This window comes from Staphylococcus auricularis (genome assembly GCF_001500315.1).
In the GTDB taxonomy this organism is placed as follows: domain Bacteria; phylum Bacillota; class Bacilli; order Staphylococcales; family Staphylococcaceae; genus Staphylococcus; species Staphylococcus auricularis.
Genome location: NZ_LLER01000006.1, coordinates 52,016 through 73,394 on the forward strand (window position 1 = coordinate 52,016; position 21,379 = coordinate 73,394).

Sequence of the window (21,379 nt, forward strand, 5' to 3'; positions counted from 1 at the left end):
GATAAGTTGATGAAAGTGATACATACAGCTGATTGGCACTTAGGTAAAATTTTAAATGGTAAATCATTCTTAGAGGATCAATCTTATATTTTGGATGCGTTTGTGGATGCAGTTGAAGCGGAACAACCAGATGTCGTTGTAGTGGCGGGTGATTTATATGATACAAGCTACCCTAGCAAAGAAGCGATACAATTGTTAGAATCCACGACCCAGCGGATCAATTTGAAATTAGGTATTCCGATGATTATGATTAACGGAAATCATGATGGTAGAGAGCGATTAGAATATGGAGCGCAATGGTTTGAACATGCTGATTTATACATTCGCACGCAATTACATCAAATGGTTGAGCCGATCTGTATAGAGGATACTTGTTTTTATACGTTACCATTTGCTAATGTGTCAGAGCTACAAGCTTATTTTGAAGATCCAGAGATAGATACATATCAAGATGGTTTAGAACGCTGCTTAGCTGAAATGAAAAGCGTCTTGGATCCGTCGAAAACGAATATTTTAATCAGTCATTTAACCGTTCAAGGTGGGACACGTTCAGAATCAGAAAGACCCTTATCGATAGGAACGGTAGAATCAGTAACGCAACAAACGTTTGACATGATTGATCTCGTCATGCTCGGTCACTTACATCATCCGTTTAGTATCAACTCGGAGTTTATTCATTATAGTGGATCATTACTGCAATATTCGTTTTCAGAAGCGAACCAGCCAAAAGGTTATCGCTGTGTCACTGTAGATAAAAATGAAGGTCATCAAAGTATTTTTAAACCCTTAGAACCGAGAAGAAAACTTGAAGTGATTGAAGCGGATTATGACGATGTCATACAAGAACGTATTGAAGTCGACAATAAAAATAATTATTTTCAATTTAAACTTCAGAATATGTCTCACGTAATGGATCCGATGTTGCATTTAAAACAAATTTATCCAAACACGTTATCTCTAATGAATACAACGCATCATTTTGCTGAAACGAATACAGAGGATACAACAGAAATTCACCATATGTCCGATATCGACATCATTCGAACATTTTATGAATATATTACTGAACAACAACTTACGGAGCGACAAACGGAAAAGTTAGTGCATATTATCGATCCAGAAGCAAAGGATAGTGATTTGAAATGAAACCCGCCTTATTAGAAATGTACAATTTTGGGCCTTTTATAGATGAAAAGATTGATTTTAAACAAGTGAACCAAGACCAACTCTTTTTAATTAGCGGTAAGACAGGTTCAGGTAAAACAATGATATTTGATGCGATGACATATGCCTTATATGGTGCGGCTTCTACGAAAGATAGAGCAGAAGGTGATTTGCGAAGTCATTTTGCTGACGGTAAATCTCCTATGCAAGTTTCCTTCGAATTTAAATTAGGCGATAAGTATTTCAAAGTGATGAGACAAGGATCCTTTATCAAAGAAGGTAATAAGACTCAGACTCAAGGTAAGTTAGCAGTCTATGAGTGGGAAGATGAGCAGTATGAATTAAGAGAATCGAAAATCAAAGATGGGGATGATTATATTAAGTCTCTCTTAGGTGTGAATGCAGAACAATTTAGACAATTGTTCATTTTACCTCAAGGGGAATTTAAACGATTTTTACTTTCTAGTAGTAGTGATAAACAAAAGATATTAAGAACATTATTTAATAGTGAACGATTCGAAGCGATTCAACAACAACTTAGCGAAGACATTAAACAAATTCGAAATGATGTAGAAAAATACTATGATCGATTAAAACACTTGTTAAGTGAAATTGCCGATTTTGAGGATGAGACTTTAAAAAATTATAAAGAAGTAGAAGTCGATCAAACAGATAAACTCAGTGTGTATCTAGGAGAATTCGAAACAAAAGCAGAGCAAATATCACAATCTTTAACACAACAAAAGAACTCACAGCAACAAGCAGTCACACAGCTTAGAAAGCAATTAGACCATCAACGTGATTTGGTAGCGAAGCAACAAAAACTTGAACAGGTAAATCAAGATTATCAACAATTGATGGAAGAGAAACCTAACATAGAGAAACTTCAAAAACTGTTAACTGAAATGTTAGAGGTTAAACCATTAGCCCAATTAATTGAAACTCAAGAAAACAATAAAAAACGTCGTCAACAGATAGATCAAGATATCCAAGCACATCAGACCCAGCTTAAAACGCTACAACAAGAACTTGAAACACTTGAGCAGCAATACGATGATGTGAAGCAGTGTACAGAAGAGATAGAAGAGAAAGAAAGTTACATTAAACGAACAACACTCTTTTACAATAAACTTTCAGAATATGAAACAATCTTTAATTCAATGGATACATTGATAGCGAATAAAGACAAAGCTCAACGCGAATATCAGTCTCTAGCTAAACAAGCAACAAATTTAGAGGAACAAATTAACAATCGCCAACCAGATCATGAAAAAGTTGGTCAACTTACTGAAGCCATCTATGAGTTAAATGATCAAATTAAAACAGTGAAACAAAATCAAGATTTACAACAACAATTAAAAATTGATATTAAAAAAAGAGACGAACAACAAAACAAAACGAGTGCAATAAAACGACAGATAGCAGACCTTCAGCATCAAATCGACCAATTTGATACATCTCAGCTCGATTTAACGAATAAAAAAGATATGATCACAACGCTACAGGCTGCCTTACATGAAGGTGAAACTTGTCCGATATGTGGGAGTGAAATTCATCATTTAGAAGGTCATATTGATTTTGACAATATTCGATCACGTAAAAATGAATTAGAGCAATTAGAGCGTTCATTACAAGCGCAAAGAGAATCTTACATCAAAGCGACAAGTGATTTAGAGTCACTCGATGAGAAAATTAATCAAAGTACGGTAGATTTAGAGAATGATTATGATACGACAGAATTAGAACAACAACTATCTAAAAACCAACAGCAGAAAAATGAATTGACAGAGTTCAACCGTTTAATTCAACAACAACTCGAACAAAAACAAAATATAGAAAAATCGATGTATCAATTAAAATACGATATCGCACAGCAAGAAAATGAAATTAAACAAAGTGAAACGAAACAAAATGATTTTAAAGCTACGACACAATGTGACGACACTACTACTTTCAAACAAGTGTTTCGACAGTATGAAAAACAAATAAATGAATATCATCAGCGTATGGATCAATTAGAAAAAGCTCAGCAACAACATAACCAACAAATTAATAATCATACGTCACAAATCGAATTCTTAACCACTCATTTAGAAGAAGTCGAACAGCATATGACTGAAGGTCAAGCTAATATTGAACAAGAGATGGCGCGTTCTGGTTTTGAAACTCAACAACAGGTCGAGCAAACCATAGCTAAACTCGATGATAAAGATGCTGTAGAAGCAGAAATTAATCAATTTAATAAAAACAAACAACAATACGAGCTTCAAATGGAACAGCTGAAAAAAGATTTAGCAGGTCAAACGATAGAAGATATAGAAGCGATGGAACATCAATTTAATGAAGCAGAACAACAATTAGAGCAATATAGTAAAGATTTAACAGAACATGATTATAAAGCAAAAGAAAATGCGCGTAAAATTAAGGATATTCGTCAAATCATTGACGCATTAAATGATGATTTAAAATCTCAAAAAGAAGTGTTCCAACTCGCCGAAATTCTAGCAGGAGATAACAGTCAGAAATTGACGCTAGAAAATTTTGTATTGATTTATTATCTCAATCGTATTTTGACTCAAGCGAATCATCGGCTAGCTATCATGACGGGCGAACGTTATCAATTACAACGAAGAAAACAAGTTTCGCGAGGCTATAGTGGACTAGAAATTGAAGTATTTGATGGCTATACGAATAAATCAAGACATATTACGTCGTTATCTGGTGGCGAAACATTCCAAGCCTCTTTAGCTTTAGCGCTCGGTTTAAGCGAGATAGTGCAACAAGAATCCGGTGGCGTGACGCTTGAATCTATGTTCATAGATGAAGGATTTGGTACGTTAGACCAAGAAACGTTGGAAACAGCGATAGACACACTTGTCGGATTAAAATCTGCAGGACGAATGGTAGGGGTTATTTCTCATGTGAGCGAGTTGAAACAGCGAATCAATTTAATTTTAGAAGTATCTACAGATCAGTATCAAAGTCATGTGCGATTTGAGCACCATTAATTGATAAAAATTGCATGATTTATTACAAAACACGGTAATGTGTTTTTAAGATAAATGTCACTTGTATTTTACTTAAAAATCACCGCGTATAACGTTTTATTTTTCATTTCGAAGAAAAATTAAAATTTATTTTTCTTTACTAGAAACCCATTGCTCAGTTTCATTTGTAAAGTCTAAAAATAGTTATAGAAAATATCTTTCATGTATAATTATTAACTTTATTTCGTTTAAGTTGTCTCAAAAGAGAAAATAAGAGAACGAGCGCTTAACGGGCGAAACGGTGAATAAATCATTGGGCATTTCACTTAAGAAACATAACTCATCAAAAATATTATCGCCGTTTTTATACAAAAAGAGAGAGCTATTAAAAACAGTGTTAAACACGTTCATTAATAGCTCTCAATTTCTATCGTTTTCTGTATAATATCGATTCATAATAGGCTTAATCTTCCTTTAAAAAGATGGATTATGAATTTTTTTCTTTAAGCAAATCACGGATTTCAGTAAGTAAAACTGTATTTTCTTCGACTTCTTCTTCGTCTTCGTTTTTCATGACGGTATTTGCTATTTTAACAAAGATAAAGAGCGCAAATGCGATAATGATAAAGTCAATCACAGCTTGAATAAATTTACCGTATTCTATGCCCATAAAGCTCCAATTATTTGCAAAGTCTGTCGTACCAAATATTAAGCCGATTAATGGCATGATAATATATGTAACGAGTGATGATACGATTTTATTAAATGCTGCCCCCATGACAACCGCTACAGCTAAATCTAACACGTTCCCTTTGAGTGCAAAATCTTTAAATTCTTGCCACATGTAAGTCACCTCCTTTTTCTATAATTATAAAAAATATATTAATTATTATACGGTAGATTCCTGTCGCAGTAAATGAAATAAAAAAGCTAATTTGATTACTTTCCCAACTTTTGTTATCGTTAAGTATAGCTATTAGATACATAAAGTAATTATATTGTTTCTAATTGGGTATATTAGTACCGGTATAATTAAATAGGAAAGGGAGTAATTAATTATGAATTCTTCTGGACAACAGGAAAGAGGTAAGAAATTATCCCCCGTATTTATCTATAGTATCATAGTCGCAGCAATTGTTGTGATTATCGGTGCTATATGGCCAGAACAGTTTGGTGAAATTACTAATAATATCAAACTCTGGATTACAGATAAATTAGGATGGTATTATCTTATCCTCACTACTGTAATGGTGTTCTTCTGTATTTTCTTGATTTTCAGCCCGATCGGTAAATTGAAATTAGGTAAACCGAACGACAAACCAGAATTCAATACAATTTCTTGGTTTGCAATGCTATTTAGTGCTGGTATGGGTATCGGACTTGTGTTCTATGGGGCAGCAGAACCAATGGGTGACTTTATCGAACCACCTAATGCTGAACCAGGATCTGCAGAAGCCTACACAGAAGCATTACGTGCTTCATTCTTCCACTGGGGCTTCCACGCATGGGCAATCTACGGTGTAGTTGCCTTAGCACTCGCTTATGCACAATTTAGAAAAGGCGAAGTTGGTTTGATTTCAAGAACTTTACGTCCAATCTTAGGAGATAAAGTTGAAGGCCCAATTGGTACAATCATTGACGTACTTGCTGTATTCGCAACATTCGTTGGTGTAGCCGTATCTCTAGGTATGGGTGCTTTACAAATCAACGGTGGTTTAAATTACTTATTCGGAATTCCAAATAATGTTTGGGTACAATCCATCATCATTATCGTTGTTACAGTATTATTCCTTATGAGTGCTTGGTCAGGTTTAAGTAAAGGTATCCAATACTTAAGTAACTTAAACATTGGTTTAGGTACAATCTTAATGTTTGCGATCTTAATTATTGGTCCAACTGTTCTTATCTTAAACTTAATGACAAGTGCAACTGGTAGCTTATTAAATACATTCTTATTCAATGCATTTGATACAGCTGTATTGAACCCAGATAAACATGAATGGATGACTGACTGGACATTCTACTACTGGGGCTGGTGGTTGAGCTGGAGTCCATTCGTTGGTATCTTCATCGCTCGTGTATCTAAAGGTCGCTCAATTCGTGAATTCGTATCAGGTGTCCTATTAGTTCCAGCGTTAGTAAGTATCGTTTGGTTCAGTGTATTTGGTGTACTAGGTATCGAAACTGGTAAATCACATCCTGAAGTATTTGAAATGAGTGAAGAAACGCAATTATTCGGTGTATTCAACCATCTACCAATGGGTATGCTATTATCCATCGTAGCGATTGTATTAATTGCTTCATTCTTCATCACATCAGCCGACTCAGCTACATTCGTATTAGGTATGCAAACGTCTTACGGTTCACTTGAACCTAATAACTACATCAAAGTGATCTGGGGTGTTGCTCAATCACTTATCGCATTCGTATTACTACTAGCTGGTGGTGGCGATGGATCAGAAGCACTTAACGCTATTCAAAGTGCCGCGATTATCAGTGCCTTACCGTTCTCCATTATTGTCATAATGATGATGGTATCGTTCTACAAAGATGCCAACAGAGAACGTAAATTCTTAGGCTTAACGTTGACTCCAAATAAACATCGTTTACAAGAATATGTTGAATATCAACAAAAAGATTATGAAGATGATATTATGGAAAAACGCGAAGCTAGAAGAAACAGCGAAAAAGCTGAACAATAAATCTAAATTCCACAACTTCATAAGTTCAACTTAAAGTTGTGACAACGCTCATCGAAATTCATTTCGATGGGCGTTTTTTATGGTGTTTTTTGTACTTTCAACATTGTACACACTTCATCCCTCATTTAACTCACATATTTTCCAGAAACTTCAACCAACCGTGATTGATAATGATTATCATTATATAACAAATACTTATAAATATATATGTCTATAATAACTTTAACTTATACATACCGATTTAAAAATCAAAAGTCAAATGGCGTTTTTCCGCCTTAAATGCAGTTGTGCAAAGGGAAATATAATTATACAATTTAATCAAGGGCATTATCGTACAATTAAACATTTAGGGGGATACAAATATGGCATCTAATTTAAAAGAGCAAGCGAAAAAAACGTTTGATGTAAATGGAAAGTCATACACGTATTATGATTTAACTTCTTTAGAAAAAGAGGGCTTAACTGATATTTCTAAATTGCCATATTCAATAAGAGTATTATTAGAATCTGTGTTAAGACAAGAAGATGGATTCGTCATTACTGATGAACACATTGAAACACTAGCTAAATTCACTGAAGGTGTAGAGGGAGAGGTACCATTCAAACCTTCACGTGTTATTTTACAAGATTTCACCGGTGTGCCAGCAGTCGTTGATTTAGCTTCGTTAAGAAAAGCGATGAACGACGTGGGGGGAGATTTAAATAAAATTAATCCAGAAGTACCTGTAGATTTAGTCATTGACCATTCAGTACAGGTAGATAGTTATGCTAATCCTGATGCGCTTGAATTAAATATGAAATTAGAGTTTGAACGTAACTATGAACGCTATCAGTTTCTCAATTGGGCTACAAAAGCCTTTGATAACTATAATGCGGTACCGCCAGCAACAGGTATCGTACACCAAGTTAACCTCGAGTATTTAGCCAATGTCGTGCACGTCAGAGAATTTGAAGGCGATGAAGTCGCTTTTCCAGATACACTAGTCGGTACCGATTCGCATACGACAATGATTAACGGTATAGGCGTCTTAGGATGGGGCGTAGGGGGTATTGAAGCCGAAGCAGGTATGTTAGGTCAACCTTCTTATTTCCCTATTCCAGAAGTGATTGGTGTGCGTTTAACGAACGCATTACCACAAGGTTCTACAGCAACAGACCTCGCGTTACGTGTGACTCAAGCACTTCGTAAAAAAGGGGTTGTAGGCAAATTTGTTGAATTCTTTGGCCCTGGGGTTGAGCACTTACCACTTGCCGATCGCGCGACTATCGCTAATATGGCGCCTGAATACGGTGCGACATGTGGCTTTTTCCCTGTCGATGAAGAGTCATTGAAATATTTGAAATTGACAGGACGCTCAGAGGAGCACGTCGCACTAGTTAAAGCTTACTTACAAGAAAATCACATGTTCTTTGATGTGGACAAACCAGATCCAGCTTATACAGATGTGATTGAAATTGACTTATCAACCGTTGAAGCATCTTTATCAGGACCGAAACGTCCGCAAGACTTAATTTTCTTAAGTGATATGAAAAAAGAATTTGAGAAATCCGTAACAGCACCTGCAGGTAACCAAGGACACGGATTTGACGAAAGTGAATTTGATAAAAAAGCTGAGATAGCATTTAAAGATGGTACTTCTACGACGATGAAAACAGGTGATATCGCCATCGCAGCGATTACTTCTTGTACGAATACGTCGAACCCATACGTCATGTTAGGTGCAGGGCTCGTCGCTCGAAACGCTGTAGAAAAAGGATTGAAAGTGCCATCATACGTGAAAACATCACTTGCGCCAGGATCAAAAGTAGTAACCGGTTACTTAAGAGATTCAGGGCTGCAACCTTATTTAGATGAATTAGGCTTCAACCTTGTTGGTTATGGTTGTACAACGTGTATCGGTAACTCAGGACCGTTAAAAGAAGAAATAGAAACAGCGATTGCTAAAGAGGATTTACTTGTCACATCCGTATTATCAGGTAATAGAAACTTTGAAGGACGTATTCATCCTTTAGTGAAAGCGAACTATTTAGCATCACCTCAACTTGTTGTGGCGTATGCATTAGCAGGTACAGTCGATATCGATTTACAACACGAGCCACTGGGCAAAGGTAAAAATGGAGAAGATGTTTATCTTAAAGATATCTGGCCATCCATTAAAGAAGTCGCAGATACTGTCGATACAGTAGTGACACCTGAATTATTCCATGATGAATATCAAAATGTATATAACAACAATGAAATGTGGAATGAAATCGATGTGACGGATAAACCACTGTACGAGTTTGATCCACAATCTACGTATATCCAGAATCCATCATTTTTCCAAGGGCTATCTAAAGATCCTGATGTAATTAAACCACTTGAGGATTTGCGTGTCTTAGGTAAATTTGGTGATTCGGTAACGACTGACCACATTTCACCAGCAGGTGCGATTGGTAAAGATACACCTGCAGGTCGCTACTTATTAGAACACGATGTTCCAATTCGAGAATTTAACTCTTATGGTTCACGACGTGGTAATCATGAAGTCATGGTTCGTGGTACATTTGCGAATATCCGTATTAAAAACCAGTTAGCACCAGGCACAGAGGGCGGCTTTACAACGTATTGGCCAACCAATGAAGTGATGGCCATTTATGATGCTGCAATGAAGTATAGAGAAACGAATACAGGTTTAGTGATTTTAGCTGGCGATGATTATGGTATGGGTTCTTCTCGTGACTGGGCTGCAAAAGGTACGAATCTGTTAGGTGTGAAAACGGTGATTGCGAAAAGTTATGAACGTATCCACCGCTCTAACTTAGTCATGATGGGCGTGTTACCGTTACAATTCCAAGACGGTGATTCTGCAGAAGATTTAGGCTTAGATGGTACAGAAACATTTGCTGTCGACCTAAATGAACAAGTTAAACCACATGATTTAATTGATGTCACTGCAACCAAACAAGATGGGTCAGTGATTCGTTTTAAAGCCATCGCGCGTTTTGATTCAAATGTTGAATTGGACTACTACCGTAATGGCGGTATTTTACAACTCGTATTGCGTAACAAGCTCGCAAGTTAAAAAGGATAAATATGAAATCATTTAAGCAGTAGTAAGAAAATCAAATTTGCTTTCTTATTACTGCTTTCTTTTTTGTGTTAAAATTAAGCTATTCAAGCATTTTATTAAGAACGAGGAAAAGAGGCTTATCATGATTTATAGTATGACTGAAATAGATTCACGCTACCAAGAAACAGATCAAATGGGTGTGATTTATCACGGTAATTATGCAACGTGGTTTGAAGTTGCCCGTATAGATTATATTAGTAAGCTTGGTTTTAATTATAACGGTATGGAAGATCAAGGTTTCATTTCACCTGTAACTGAAATGAATATTAAATATATTAAATCCGTGACTTATCCTGAACGTGTACAAGTTAAAACATGGGTAGATTATTATTCTCCGTTACGTTTACGTTATTGTTATGAAGTATACAACGAGGCTGGAGAACTAGCGACGACAGGTTATACAACGTTAGCATGTATCCGTAAATCTAACTTCAAACCGATTCGACTAGATAAAGCTTTTCCGGAATGGCATCAAGCCTACAAACAAGTCGATAAAATGAATAAAGAAGGTCAAACGGCTGAAGTGACACACGGTCATTCATTATTCTAAATAAAAAAGGTTGAGACATTGATTCTGATACGTTTCGCTCTTGTGCTCACATTGTGCAATGCTTTATTTCATGCACAAATTCGTATCATTTTGTCTCAACCTTTGTTTTTTATTTTGTTGAATGTGCAATTTCGTCTTTGCCGTTATCTATATCGATGTAGAGTTCATCGTCTTCAAAGTACCATAAATCTTTTTCTGCAACAGCGACAGTTAAGCCTTCAATCTCATTTTCGTAGCCGATTTCGATATCTTGTTTATCTTCTACGCTAAATGCAGGACTAAAGCCTTGTTTTAATTGAAATTCTCCGCCATAGCGCACATAGAAGACGAGCACTTTTTGTTCTTGAGGTAAATCTAACTCTTCTTTAAACCAATTGACTGCTTCTGAAGATATATCTATTTTCATTGATTACATCCTTTCTTTATTGCATAAAATATATAACATTGTTGTGCATACGTCATGCAAGAATGATGGCATTAGTATAACACACTCCTAACTTTAACGAAGCAACATACACTTTATTTCATGTTTCAATGTTCACACAAAAAAACTGGAACAGGTCACTCGACCATGTTCCAGTTGATATTTGATATGCTTGAATGATACTACCTATTCGATTCTTAATAAGTTTAACTTTGCTACATCCATTTAATTTTCGGTTCTTCACCTTTAAAAATGCGAACAATATTCGTTCTATGTCTTGCAATTAATACAATACCTACAGCGAGACTGACTACAAATAGTACGTAGTCTGATATAATTAAGGCACTGATCATACAACTGATTGCTGCGATGATACTAGAAAGTGATACGTACTTAGTAAAGTACAATACACCGAAGAAAATAATCATTAATACAAGTAATAAGACTGGATTTACACCAAGTACGACACCTGCACTCGTAGCAACCGCTTTACCGCCTTTAAAGCGTAGGAAGACTGGGAATACATGCCCTAAAATTGCAAAAACACCAACGATGAGTCCGTTAGTGAATAATTGACTGATAGCTCCTGTTGCATGGACTGGCAACACACTTGGTAAGAAGACTACGATGAAACCTTTGAAGATATCTAAGAATGTAACGAGAAATCCTTCAGGTTTTCCTAACACACGAAAGGCATTGGTAGCTCCTGTATTACCGCTTCCATATTGTCTAATATCTTTTTTGAAAAATAATTTCCCTATAACAAAGCCACTTGGAAAAGCACCGATGAGGTAACTTAGCAATAACATGATTACGATCATCATAATTTATTACACTTCCTTTAATGACATTATACATATTTTATCACATAATGCGTTAGATAGACGAATAAAATTTTCACTTCTCGTCAATTCATTCTAAAATCGTGGGTTGCCGCTTGCATTTTGAAGTGATTTATATAAAAATGACTATTGTATAGTTTTAAAAACGAACGTATGTTTGTAGGAGGTCGAATCGTTTGGCAACGAATAAGCAAAATAATTATTCAGATGACTCCATACAGGTGCTAGAAGGGTTAGAAGCAGTTCGAAAAAGACCCGGCATGTATATCGGTTCAACTGATAAACGCGGTTTACACCACTTAGTATATGAAGTCGTTGATAACTCCGTCGATGAAGTATTAAACGGCTATGGTAACGAAATCAAAGTTACGATCAATAAAGATGAGAGTATATCAATAGAAGATAACGGACGTGGTATGCCAACAGGAATTCATCCTTCTGGTAAACCGACAGTAGAAGTCATTTTCACTGTGCTCCATGCAGGAGGTAAGTTTGGCCAAGGTGGTTATAAAACGGCTGGTGGTCTTCACGGTGTTGGGGCATCTGTCGTTAATGGTTTAAGTGAATGGTTAGAAGTTGAAATTTATAGAGATGGCAAAATATATACACAAAGCTTTCAACATGGCGGTGTTCCAGTTACAGGGTTAGAACAAAAAGGGAACACGAGAAAAACAGGAACTAAAGTCACATTCAAACCAGATCCTGAAATTTTCAAATCCACTACCTCCTTTAGCTTTGACACATTGAGTGAACGGTTACAAGAATCTGCATTTTTACTCAGTAATTTAAAAATCGAATTGAAAGATTTACGTGCAGGTAAAGAACGCGAGGAAACATATCATTATGAAGATGGTATTAAAGCTTTTGTAGGCTACGTGAATGAAGGTAAAGAAGCTTTACATGATGTGGCTCGTTTTGAAGGTGAAGCTAACGAGATAGAAGTCGAAGTCGCTTTCCAATATAATGACCAATACTCTGAAAGTATTTTGAGTTTCGTCAATAACGTGCGTACAAAAGATGGAGGTACACACGAAGTCGGCTTTAAAACAGCAATGACACGTGGATTTAATGATTATGCACGTCGTATTAATGAACTTAAAGACAAAGATAAAAACTTAGAAGGTAACGATATCCGTGAAGGTTTAACAGCGATTATTACTGTGCGAATCCCTGAGCAATTATTACAATTTGAAGGTCAAACGAAATCTAAACTAGGTACACCAGAAGCAAGAGGGGCAGTAGAAACAGTCGTTGCTGAGAAATTACCATACTACCTTGAAGAAAAAGGTAATTTATCTAAATCGCTTGTAAAAAAAGCCATCAAAGCGCAACAAGCACGTGAAGCAGCACGTAAAGCGCGTGAAGATGCACGTTCTGGTAAGAAAAACAAACGTAAAGATACCTTATTATCAGGTAAACTCACACCTGCACAAAGTAAAAATACTGAGAAAAAAGAACTCTATCTCGTCGAAGGTGACTCTGCGGGTGGATCAGCTAAATTAGGTAGAGATCGTAAATATCAAGCAATCCTACCATTAAGAGGTAAGGTCATTAATACTGAGAAAGCGCGTTTGGACGACATTTTCAAAAATGAAGAAATCAATACGATTATTCATACGATAGGTGCTGGTGTCGGCAACGAATTTAAACTCGAAGATAGTAACTATAATCGCGTGATAATCATGACCGATGCCGATACAGATGGTGCCCATATTCAAGTACTATTACTTACATTCTTCTTTAAATATATGAAACCACTCGTTCAAGCTGGTAGAGTGTTTATCGCCTTGCCGCCACTGTATAAATTAGAAAAAGGTAAAGGTAAAAGCCGAACAGTTGAATATGCATGGACTGATGAAGAGCTAGAACAATTACAACGTAAATTAGGTAAAGGCTTCTCACTTCAACGTTATAAAGGTTTAGGTGAAATGAACCCTGATCAGTTATGGGAGACAACGATGAATCCAGAGACACGTACACTTATTCGGGTACAAGTAGAAGATGAAGTCCGCTCTTCTAAACGTGTCACAACATTGATGGGTGACAAAGTTGCACCACGCCGTGAATGGATTGAAAATCATGTAGAATTCGGCTTACAAGAAGATCAAAGCATTTTAGATAATGATGAAATACAAATTATCGAACATAACGAAGCAGTGGAGGAGGATGAATAATGGCTGAGACGATTCAAGAGTTATCTTTAGAAGATGTCATTGGTGACCGCTTTGGAAGATATAGTAAATACATTATTCAAGAACGTGCGTTACCCGATGTACGTGATGGTTTGAAACCCGTACAACGACGTATTCTTTATGCCATGTATTCAAGCGGTAATACTTATGATAAAAACTTCCGTAAAAGTGCTAAAACAGTCGGTGATGTAATTGGTCAATACCATCCACATGGTGACACTTCTGTTTATGATGCGATGGTCCGTTTAAGTCAAGACTGGAAATTACGCCATGTCTTAATCGAAATGCATGGGAATAACGGTAGTATTGATAACGACCCACCTGCAGCCATGCGTTATACTGAGGCTAAATTAAGTAAAATTTCTCAAGAATTATTGCGTAATATCAATAAAGAAACCGTACCATTCATGCCGAACTATGATGATACTACGATGGAACCTATGGTGTTACCTGCGCGTTTACCTAATTTATTAATCAACGGAAGCACAGGTATTTCTTCAGGTTATGCCACTGATATTCCTACACATAATTTAGGTGAAGTCATCAATGCAACATTACATTATATCGATCAACCCGATATCACGGTAAGTCAATTGATGAAATATATTAAAGGACCTGATTTTCCAACTGGTGGTATTATTCAAGGCATTGATGGAATTAAAAAAGCATATGAATCAGGTAAAGGCAAGATTGTCATTCGTTCAAAAGTCGAAACTGAGACTTTGCGCAATGGACGCAGTCAAATTATCGTTACTGAAATTCCTTATGAAGTAAATAAAAGTAATTTAGTGAAAAAAATCGATGAACTCCGTGCAGATAAGAAAGTAGACGGTATCATAGAAGTGCGTGATGAAACCGACAGTACAGGTTTACGTGTAGCAATCGAACTTAAAAAAGATGTGAATAGTGAAGCAATCTTAAACTATTTATATAAAAATACTGATTTACAAGTAACGTATAACTTTAACATGGTCGCAATCAGTGACGGTCGCCCTAAACAGATGGGTATTAAAGAAATAATCGATAGTTATTTAAACCATCAAATCGAAGTCGTCACAAACCGCACGAATTATGACTTATCCCAAGCGGAAAGTCGTATGCATATTGTTGAAGGATTAATGAAAGCACTCTCTATATTAGATGAAGTGATTGCGCTCATTCGTAACTCTAAAAATAAAAAGGATGCGAAGGATAATTTAGTAGCTAAATATGATTTCACAGATGCTCAAGCGGAAGCCATTGTGACGTTACAACTCTATCGTTTAACGAACACAGATATTGTGCAGCTCGAAGAAGAGCATGATTCATTAAAAGAAACGATTGCACAATTGAGACATATTTTAGATGATCATGAGGCTTTACTCGGTGTCATTAAAGACGAATTGAAAGAAATTAAAGGACAATTCAAAACACCGCGTTTATCTAAAATCGAAGCTGAAATTGCTGAGTTGAAAATTGATAAAACTGTTACTGTGCCGAGTGAAGATGTCGTGGTTAGTATTACGCGTCATGGTTACATTAAACGAACTTCACTTCGTAGCTTTAAAGCAAGTGGCATCGACGAAATTGGTGCGAAAGATGATGATGCACTCATGAAATATCAAATGATGAATACCTTAGACGTCGCACTTGCATTCACCAACAAAGGTAGATATTTGTATTTACCTGTTGATCAGTTAGCTGATGTTAAATGGAAAGATCTCGGACAACATATTTCTCAACTTGTGGCTATTGATGACGATGAAGTTATTATAGATCTTTATCAAGAACAGGCGTTTGAAGATACAGCGTATTATATTTTAGCGACAAAACAAGGCATGATTAAGAAAAGTAATGTTTCCCTATTTAAAACAAGTCGTTATAATAAACCATTGATAGCTATGAAAGTGAAGGATAACGATGAAGTAATCAATGTGAGCCGTATCAATAAAGATACAAACATCACCGTACTTACAAATAAAGGCATGTCACTGACATACAGTACAGAAGAATTATCTGATACTGGTTTACGTGCTGCAGGGGTCAAATCTATTAATCTCAAAGATGAAGATTTCGTTGTATTAACATCAACGATTGAGCCTAATGAAACGATTTTAATGGCTACACAACGAGGTGCATTAAAACGCATCAGCTTTAAAGTATTACAAGTTGCGAAACGTGCTCAACGTGGACTTACATTGTTAAAAGAATTGAAGAAAAATCCACACCGCATTGTTTCAGCAGCTGTGATTCGACAAGATGATAAGACTTATGAACTCATCACTGAAAAAACAATCGAAACGGGTAACGTTACTGATATCCACTTATCAGAACAATATACGAATGGTAGTTTTGTCGTAGATGTTAAAGAAGTGGGCGAAGTGAAAGCGTTATTCGTCAAAAAATAAGCGCATTCATATTTTTATAGTCAAGCACATCATATAGTGATAGAATAAAGGATATGCGCAACATGTAGAAAATAAACAAGGGGTTTATAGCCTATATTTCACACAGCTTTAGAGTATTAATACAGCTTAGATTTTGTATGTCTACCTATATAGCGGCTATAAATCTCTTGCTATTTATATGATATTAATTTAATAGAGATGTGAGGGGTTAAATTGAATAACTTTGATAGTTTAATTCCAGATTGGTTCAAGTCGTTCATCGAAGTCGGTAACGATTTAATCTGGTCGCAGTATTTAATTGGACTATTACTTACAGCCGGGATATTTTTCACGATAAGTTCTAAATTTGTTCAGCTTAGATGGCTGCCGGAAATGATACGCGCAGTTTTTGAAAAACCAGAAACGTTAGAAGATGGAAAAAAAGGTATTTCACCATTCCAAGCCTTTGCGATTAGTGCAGGTTCTCGTGTAGGAACTGGTAATATCGCAGGTGTAGCTACAGCGATCGTACTTGGTGGTCCGGGTGCAGTATTTTGGATGTGGCTCATCGCGCTGATTGGTGCAGCAAGTGCTTTTATTGAATCAACGTTAGCACAGGTTTATAAAGTACCTGATAAAGAAGGTGGCTTCCGAGGAGGACCCGCTTATTACATAACAAAAGGGCTCAATCAAAAATGGTTAGGTATTGTGTTTGCGATATTAATTACAGTGACTTTCGCATTTGTATTTAACACTGTACAATCTAATACAATCGCTGAATCATTGAAAACACAATATAATATCAGTCCTTCTGTAACAGGAATTATATTAGCAGCATTAACTGCTATAATCATTTTTGGTGGTGTGCGTAGCATCGCTAAATTATCATCATATATTGTACCTGTCATGGCATTGATTTACATTGGTGTTGTACTTGTTGTACTAGTAATTAATTACGATCAAATTATTCCAATGTTAGGTACGATTGTTAAGAGTGCATTTGGACTTGAACAAGTCACTGGTGGTGCTGTCGGCGCTGCTATCTTACAAGGTATCAAACGTGGATTGTTCTCAAACGAAGCCGGTATGGGTTCTGCACCAAACGCTGCAGCAACAGCGGCAGTCGCACACCCAATTAAACAAGGTTTAATCCAATCACTAGGTGTATTCTTTGATACGATGCTCGTTTGTACATCAACTGCAATTATGATTTTATTATACTCTGGACTTAAATTTGGTGAAGATGCGCCACAAGGTGTAGCAGTGACACAATCTGCGTTAAATGAACACCTTGGTAACGCAGGTGGTATCTTCTTAACCATCGCGATTACATTATTCGCATTCTCATCTCTTGTGGGTAACTATTATTATGGTCAATCTAACATTGAGTATCTATACAATAATAAAGTCGTACTCTTCATTTTCAGATGTGTTGTCGTATTCCTTGTCTTCGCTGGTGCTGTTGTTAAAACAGAAACAGTTTGGAGTACTGCTGACGTCTTCATGGGATTAATGGCCATTGTGAACATCATATCGATCATCGGTCTATCCAATGTTGCATTTGCAGTCATGAAGGATTATCAAGGGCAACGTAAAGAAGGTAAGAAACCTGTCTTTAGACCTGAAAACTTAGAAATTAATTTATTCGGCATTGAATGCTGGGGCATGAAAAAGAATAAATAAATCAGTTTCGTTTAGAACGAAATAAACTTTCAAGAGACATTGAACAACTTGCTGTGTTGTTTGATGTCTCTTTTATTTTGGAAAAACGTTGATACAGAGTAGCATTTTAAAATAGAAATGGGTATAATAAATTGCTCTCACATGGTAAAGCATGTAGCTGGTCGATTTTAATGGGGGATGACCGCTTGCAACTGATTTGGATTGGAAGCGTTGAAATGAGCGATCTAAGCATATGTGAGTAGGCGTGGGATGGACAAAGTTTTTGATAGGATATATTTTGCGGAATTGAAACAAGTGGGATGATTGTGAAGTTTAGAGGTGAAGCAATATGAAACAATATAGGATTACTAAAATTTTAAATAACAACGTGATCATTTGTACACAAAATGATCGAGAACTTGTGTTGATAGGAAAAGGGATAGGTTTTAATAAGAAACCAGGATCACCTTTTAATGATGGTGATCTCATTGAAAAAACGTATGTGTTAGAACAAAAGGCGCAACAAGATCACTACAAGGCGCTAGTTGCACAGACTGATGACACCGTAATACAAGCCATTATTGAAGCAGTTGATATCATTGCCAATGCGACATTTAAAATTCACAACCCTAATTTAGTTGTAGCGCTGACTGATCATATCACATTTGCTTATCAACGCTTAAAACGATCACAACTGATTACAAATCCGTTCATTGTTGAAACGAAACAACTCTATCATGAAGCTTATCATATCGCTGAAAAAGTCATTGAACAGTTAAATCGAAAATTGGATGTGACCTTTCCTGAAGATGAGATTGGATTTATCGCACTTCATATTGCTTCCAATTTAGAATCCTTCACGATTTATGAGATGAAACAAATTAATCGTCTTATCCAGCAAAGTCGCGTTATGATTGAAAAAAGTTTAAATATCACGATTGAAACTGAATCACTCCATTATCAACGATTTATTCGTCATATTCAGTTTTTAATTCGTCGTTTAAATCAAGGAGAAAAGATTCATACGTCACAGGATTTTGAAACCACGATCAAATCACATTATCCCATCTGTTATGATATTGCTTCCAAAGTGACGTTAATGCTTCAACAAGCCCTAAACATTCCAATTTACAGAGCAGAAGTCGTACATTTAACTTTACACATTTATCATTTCTTAGATGCACCACGTGAATTGAAATACGAATGTCACTAAAATTAGATATCTGATTTAAACTGATTGTGTTATTATATACAATAGTATTTATTCTTTATGAGCAAGGTTTATATATTTAAAGATATTTTTATAACAACTAAATATGAAGACGAAGTTTCATTGTTATAACTTCCTCGAACCCATAAGGTTGTTAAGCTAAAAGAATGGTTATTAAAGTAAGCTATAAGGTAGGGTGAATAAAATGACAAATGAAGATAAGCAGACTCATGAAACTTCAAAAGCAAAGCCCAAAAAGCATAAAATATCTTTACCAGAAACACGATTTATGAAATTTTTAGGAGGTAAAGATATTGTATTTGGGTTAATCGTGCTCACGTTACTTGGTATTGTCATTTTCATTTTTGATCAAGTATCTTATGTTTTTAAACCGTTTATCATCGTGTTTAATACCGTAGCAGCACCGATTATCGTTTCATTGATTCTTTATTATTTATTAAATCCAATCGTTAATTTGATGGAACGCTATAACATACCACGACTGTGGGGGATCATCATCCTTTTCGTGATGATTGTTGGATTAATCACACTAGCAGTGACGCTACTCATACCAGTGATTTCTGAACAATTTAGAAGTTTAGCTAACAATTTCCCACGTTACATAGATAAAATTAATGATTTTATAGATAAGATCTCTCGCTATTCAGTGGTCTCTAATTTCTATACACAAATACAAGATAACTTGGAATCGTTAGCACAGAAAATTCCTTCTGCTGTATCTAATATGTCAGATGGCTTTGGTTCTAAGATTAAAGACTTCGCGGAAACGCTAGTTAACATTGGGGTCGTTATTGCGACAACACCTTTCGTACTGTTCTTCATGTTAAAAGATGGTCATAAATTCAAGGATTTCAGTACGCGTTTATTACCACCTAAATTCAGAAAAGACTACCACGACTTATTAGCGAAAATGAGTTTACAAGTTGGTTCTTACATCCAAGGCCAAATGATTGTTTCTCTATGTATCGGTATTCTATTATGTATCGGATATACGATTATTGGTCTAGATTACAGTATCATACTAGCGTGTATCGCTGCTGTAACGAGTGTCGTGCCGTATATCGGACCGACGATTGCCATATCGCCAGCGATTATCATTGCGTTAATTACATCGCCATTCATGTTATTAAAATTAATTTTCGTATGGACGGCAGTACAGTTTATCGAAGGTCACTTTATCTCACCTAATATCATGGGTAAAACGCTAAAAATTCATCCGCTCACAATTATCTTTATTCTATTGTGTGCAGGTAACTTATTAGGTATTGTCGGCGTTATTTTAGGTATTCCAGGATACGCGATATTGAAAGTGCTCGTATCTCACTTCTACTTATTATTTAAACGTCGTTATAACAAGTTTTACAGTGATGATGCTGGTCCTTATGAAATATATGATGAAGATAAGAAAATTACAGAATAAGTTTGACTTTAAATTAAGCTAGGAGATTAAATTTCTCCTAGCTTGTTTTATGTGATTTATGTACAATAGGATTAATAACATCGGCGCTACTTAATATCTTTATTAATGGAAGGACAAAAGAAAGCGCAGTTAAATAAAAATCCGAAAGAGTAGATAGATGAATAAAGAAACGAAAAACAAGATTGTTACAACATTAAAACTTACGTTTATCCTATTGGTATTCATTATCGTGGCATATACGTTATATAAGGAATTATCAACGATTAATTTTAAGGAAACACTCATTAGATTTAGTAAAATTGATCGTATCTCGTTAATCACGTTATTTATGAGTGGGGCAAGTGCGCTCATCTTATTATCACTCTATGATGTGGTGTTAACACGTGCTTTAAAGCTGAAAATCCCACTACTTAAAACGTTTCACGTCAGTTACATTATTAACGCATTTAACGCTATCATTGGTTTTGGTGGTTTCATCGGTGCAGGTGCACGTTATTATGTATATAAAGATTATGCGGAAGATAAAAAGCAACTCATTCACGTGATTTCCCTTGTCTTATTATCTATGCTTACTGGTCTAAGTCTGCTTTCTATTTTCGTAGTCTTTCATATTTTTGACGTCTCGCACATTTTTACACCCTATCCTTGGATAAAGTGGCTGGTATATGTCGTTGCGCTCTTTTTACCTATCTTCGTGATATTTACAATTGTTAAACCGGTAACCGC

Annotated in this window: 13 protein-coding genes and 1 pseudogene; 11 read left to right on the plus strand and 3 right to left on the minus strand. The window is 35.9% G+C overall.

All coding sequences use genetic code 11. The annotated features are described in order from the left end of the window. Positions 1–9 precede the first annotated feature (9 nt). Together sbcD and sbcC are read left to right on the plus strand one after the other, a co-directional pair. Positions 10–1,146: an exonuclease subunit SbcD gene (gene sbcD, locus APS80_RS03725; protein WP_059106945.1), complete on the plus strand. Its 1,137-nt coding sequence runs from the start codon at positions 10–12 to the stop codon at positions 1,144–1,146. Then, positions 1,143–4,172, plus strand: a complete 3,030-nt coding sequence (gene sbcC, locus APS80_RS03730; protein ID WP_059106946.1) for an exonuclease subunit SbcC — start codon at positions 1,143–1,145, stop codon at positions 4,170–4,172. The genes sbcD and sbcC overlap by 4 nt, the downstream gene beginning before the upstream one ends. A gap of 466 nt (positions 4,173–4,638) precedes the next feature. Here sbcC and mscL read toward each other — a convergent pair whose 3' ends face one another. Continuing rightward, a complete protein-coding gene (mscL, locus tag APS80_RS03735) occupies positions 4,639–4,995 on the minus strand; it encodes a large conductance mechanosensitive channel protein MscL (protein WP_059106947.1) in 357 nt (118 codons plus the stop codon). A gap of 214 nt (positions 4,996–5,209) precedes the next feature. Between mscL and APS80_RS03740 the strand changes: the two genes are divergently transcribed. From APS80_RS03740 to menI, 3 genes are all read left to right on the plus strand, one after another. Continuing rightward, the gene (locus APS80_RS03740; protein ID WP_059106948.1) at positions 5,210–6,853 is read left to right on the plus strand and encodes a BCCT family transporter; all 1,644 of its coding nucleotides are present in this window, start codon (positions 5,210–5,212) and stop codon (positions 6,851–6,853) included. Positions 6,854–7,215: 362 nt separating this feature from the next. After that, positions 7,216–9,918 (plus strand): aconitate hydratase AcnA, encoded by a 2,703-nt coding sequence (gene acnA, locus APS80_RS03745; RefSeq protein ID WP_059106949.1) that lies wholly within the window; start codon positions 7,216–7,218, stop codon positions 9,916–9,918. Positions 9,919–10,048: 130 nt separating this feature from the next. Continuing rightward, positions 10,049–10,516: a 1,4-dihydroxy-2-naphthoyl-CoA hydrolase MenI gene (gene menI / locus APS80_RS03750; protein ID WP_059106950.1), complete on the plus strand. Its 468-nt coding sequence runs from the start codon at positions 10,049–10,051 to the stop codon at positions 10,514–10,516. A 109-nt stretch (positions 10,517–10,625) separates the two neighbouring features. Here the strand turns inward: menI and APS80_RS03755 are convergent, their stop codons facing one another. Both APS80_RS03755 and plsY read right to left on the minus strand, forming a co-directional pair. Further along, complete coding sequence (locus APS80_RS03755; RefSeq protein ID WP_059106951.1) at positions 10,626–10,922, minus strand: HesB/YadR/YfhF family protein; 297 nt, start codon at positions 10,920–10,922, stop codon at positions 10,626–10,628. Between the two features lie 233 nt (positions 10,923–11,155). Next, a complete protein-coding gene (gene plsY / locus APS80_RS03760) occupies positions 11,156–11,764 on the minus strand; it encodes a glycerol-3-phosphate 1-O-acyltransferase PlsY (RefSeq protein WP_059106952.1) in 609 nt (202 codons plus the stop codon). 194 nt (positions 11,765–11,958) lie between these two features. On the opposite strand from plsY, the gene parE reads away from it, so the two are divergent. The 6 genes and pseudogenes from parE to APS80_RS03790 all read left to right on the plus strand — a co-directional run. Further along, positions 11,959–13,956 carry a DNA topoisomerase IV subunit B gene (gene parE / locus APS80_RS03765; RefSeq protein WP_059106953.1) on the plus strand — a complete coding sequence of 666 codons (1,998 nt, stop codon included), beginning with the start codon at positions 11,959–11,961 and terminating at the stop codon, positions 13,954–13,956. Beyond that, complete coding sequence (gene parC / locus APS80_RS03770) at positions 13,956–16,361, plus strand: DNA topoisomerase IV subunit A (RefSeq protein ID WP_059106954.1); 2,406 nt, start codon at positions 13,956–13,958, stop codon at positions 16,359–16,361. Before parE ends, parC begins: the two co-directional genes overlap by 1 nt. A gap of 213 nt (positions 16,362–16,574) precedes the next feature. Further along, positions 16,575–18,023: a glutamine transporter AlsT gene (gene alsT / locus APS80_RS03775; protein ID WP_059106955.1), complete on the plus strand. Its 1,449-nt coding sequence runs from the start codon at positions 16,575–16,577 to the stop codon at positions 18,021–18,023. 328 nt (positions 18,024–18,351) lie between these two features. Next, positions 18,352–19,215, plus strand: coding sequence for a glucose PTS transporter transcription antiterminator GlcT (gene glcT, locus APS80_RS03780; protein ID WP_059106956.1), 864 nt, complete (start codon positions 18,352–18,354; stop codon positions 19,213–19,215). Positions 19,216–19,417: 202 nt separating this feature from the next. Then, positions 19,418–20,653, plus strand: coding sequence for an AI-2E family transporter (locus tag APS80_RS03785; RefSeq protein ID WP_059106957.1), 1,236 nt, complete (start codon positions 19,418–19,420; stop codon positions 20,651–20,653). Between the two features lie 157 nt (positions 20,654–20,810). After that, positions 20,811–21,379: pseudogene (locus tag APS80_RS03790) on the plus strand (phosphatidylglycerol lysyltransferase); the annotation flags it as partial.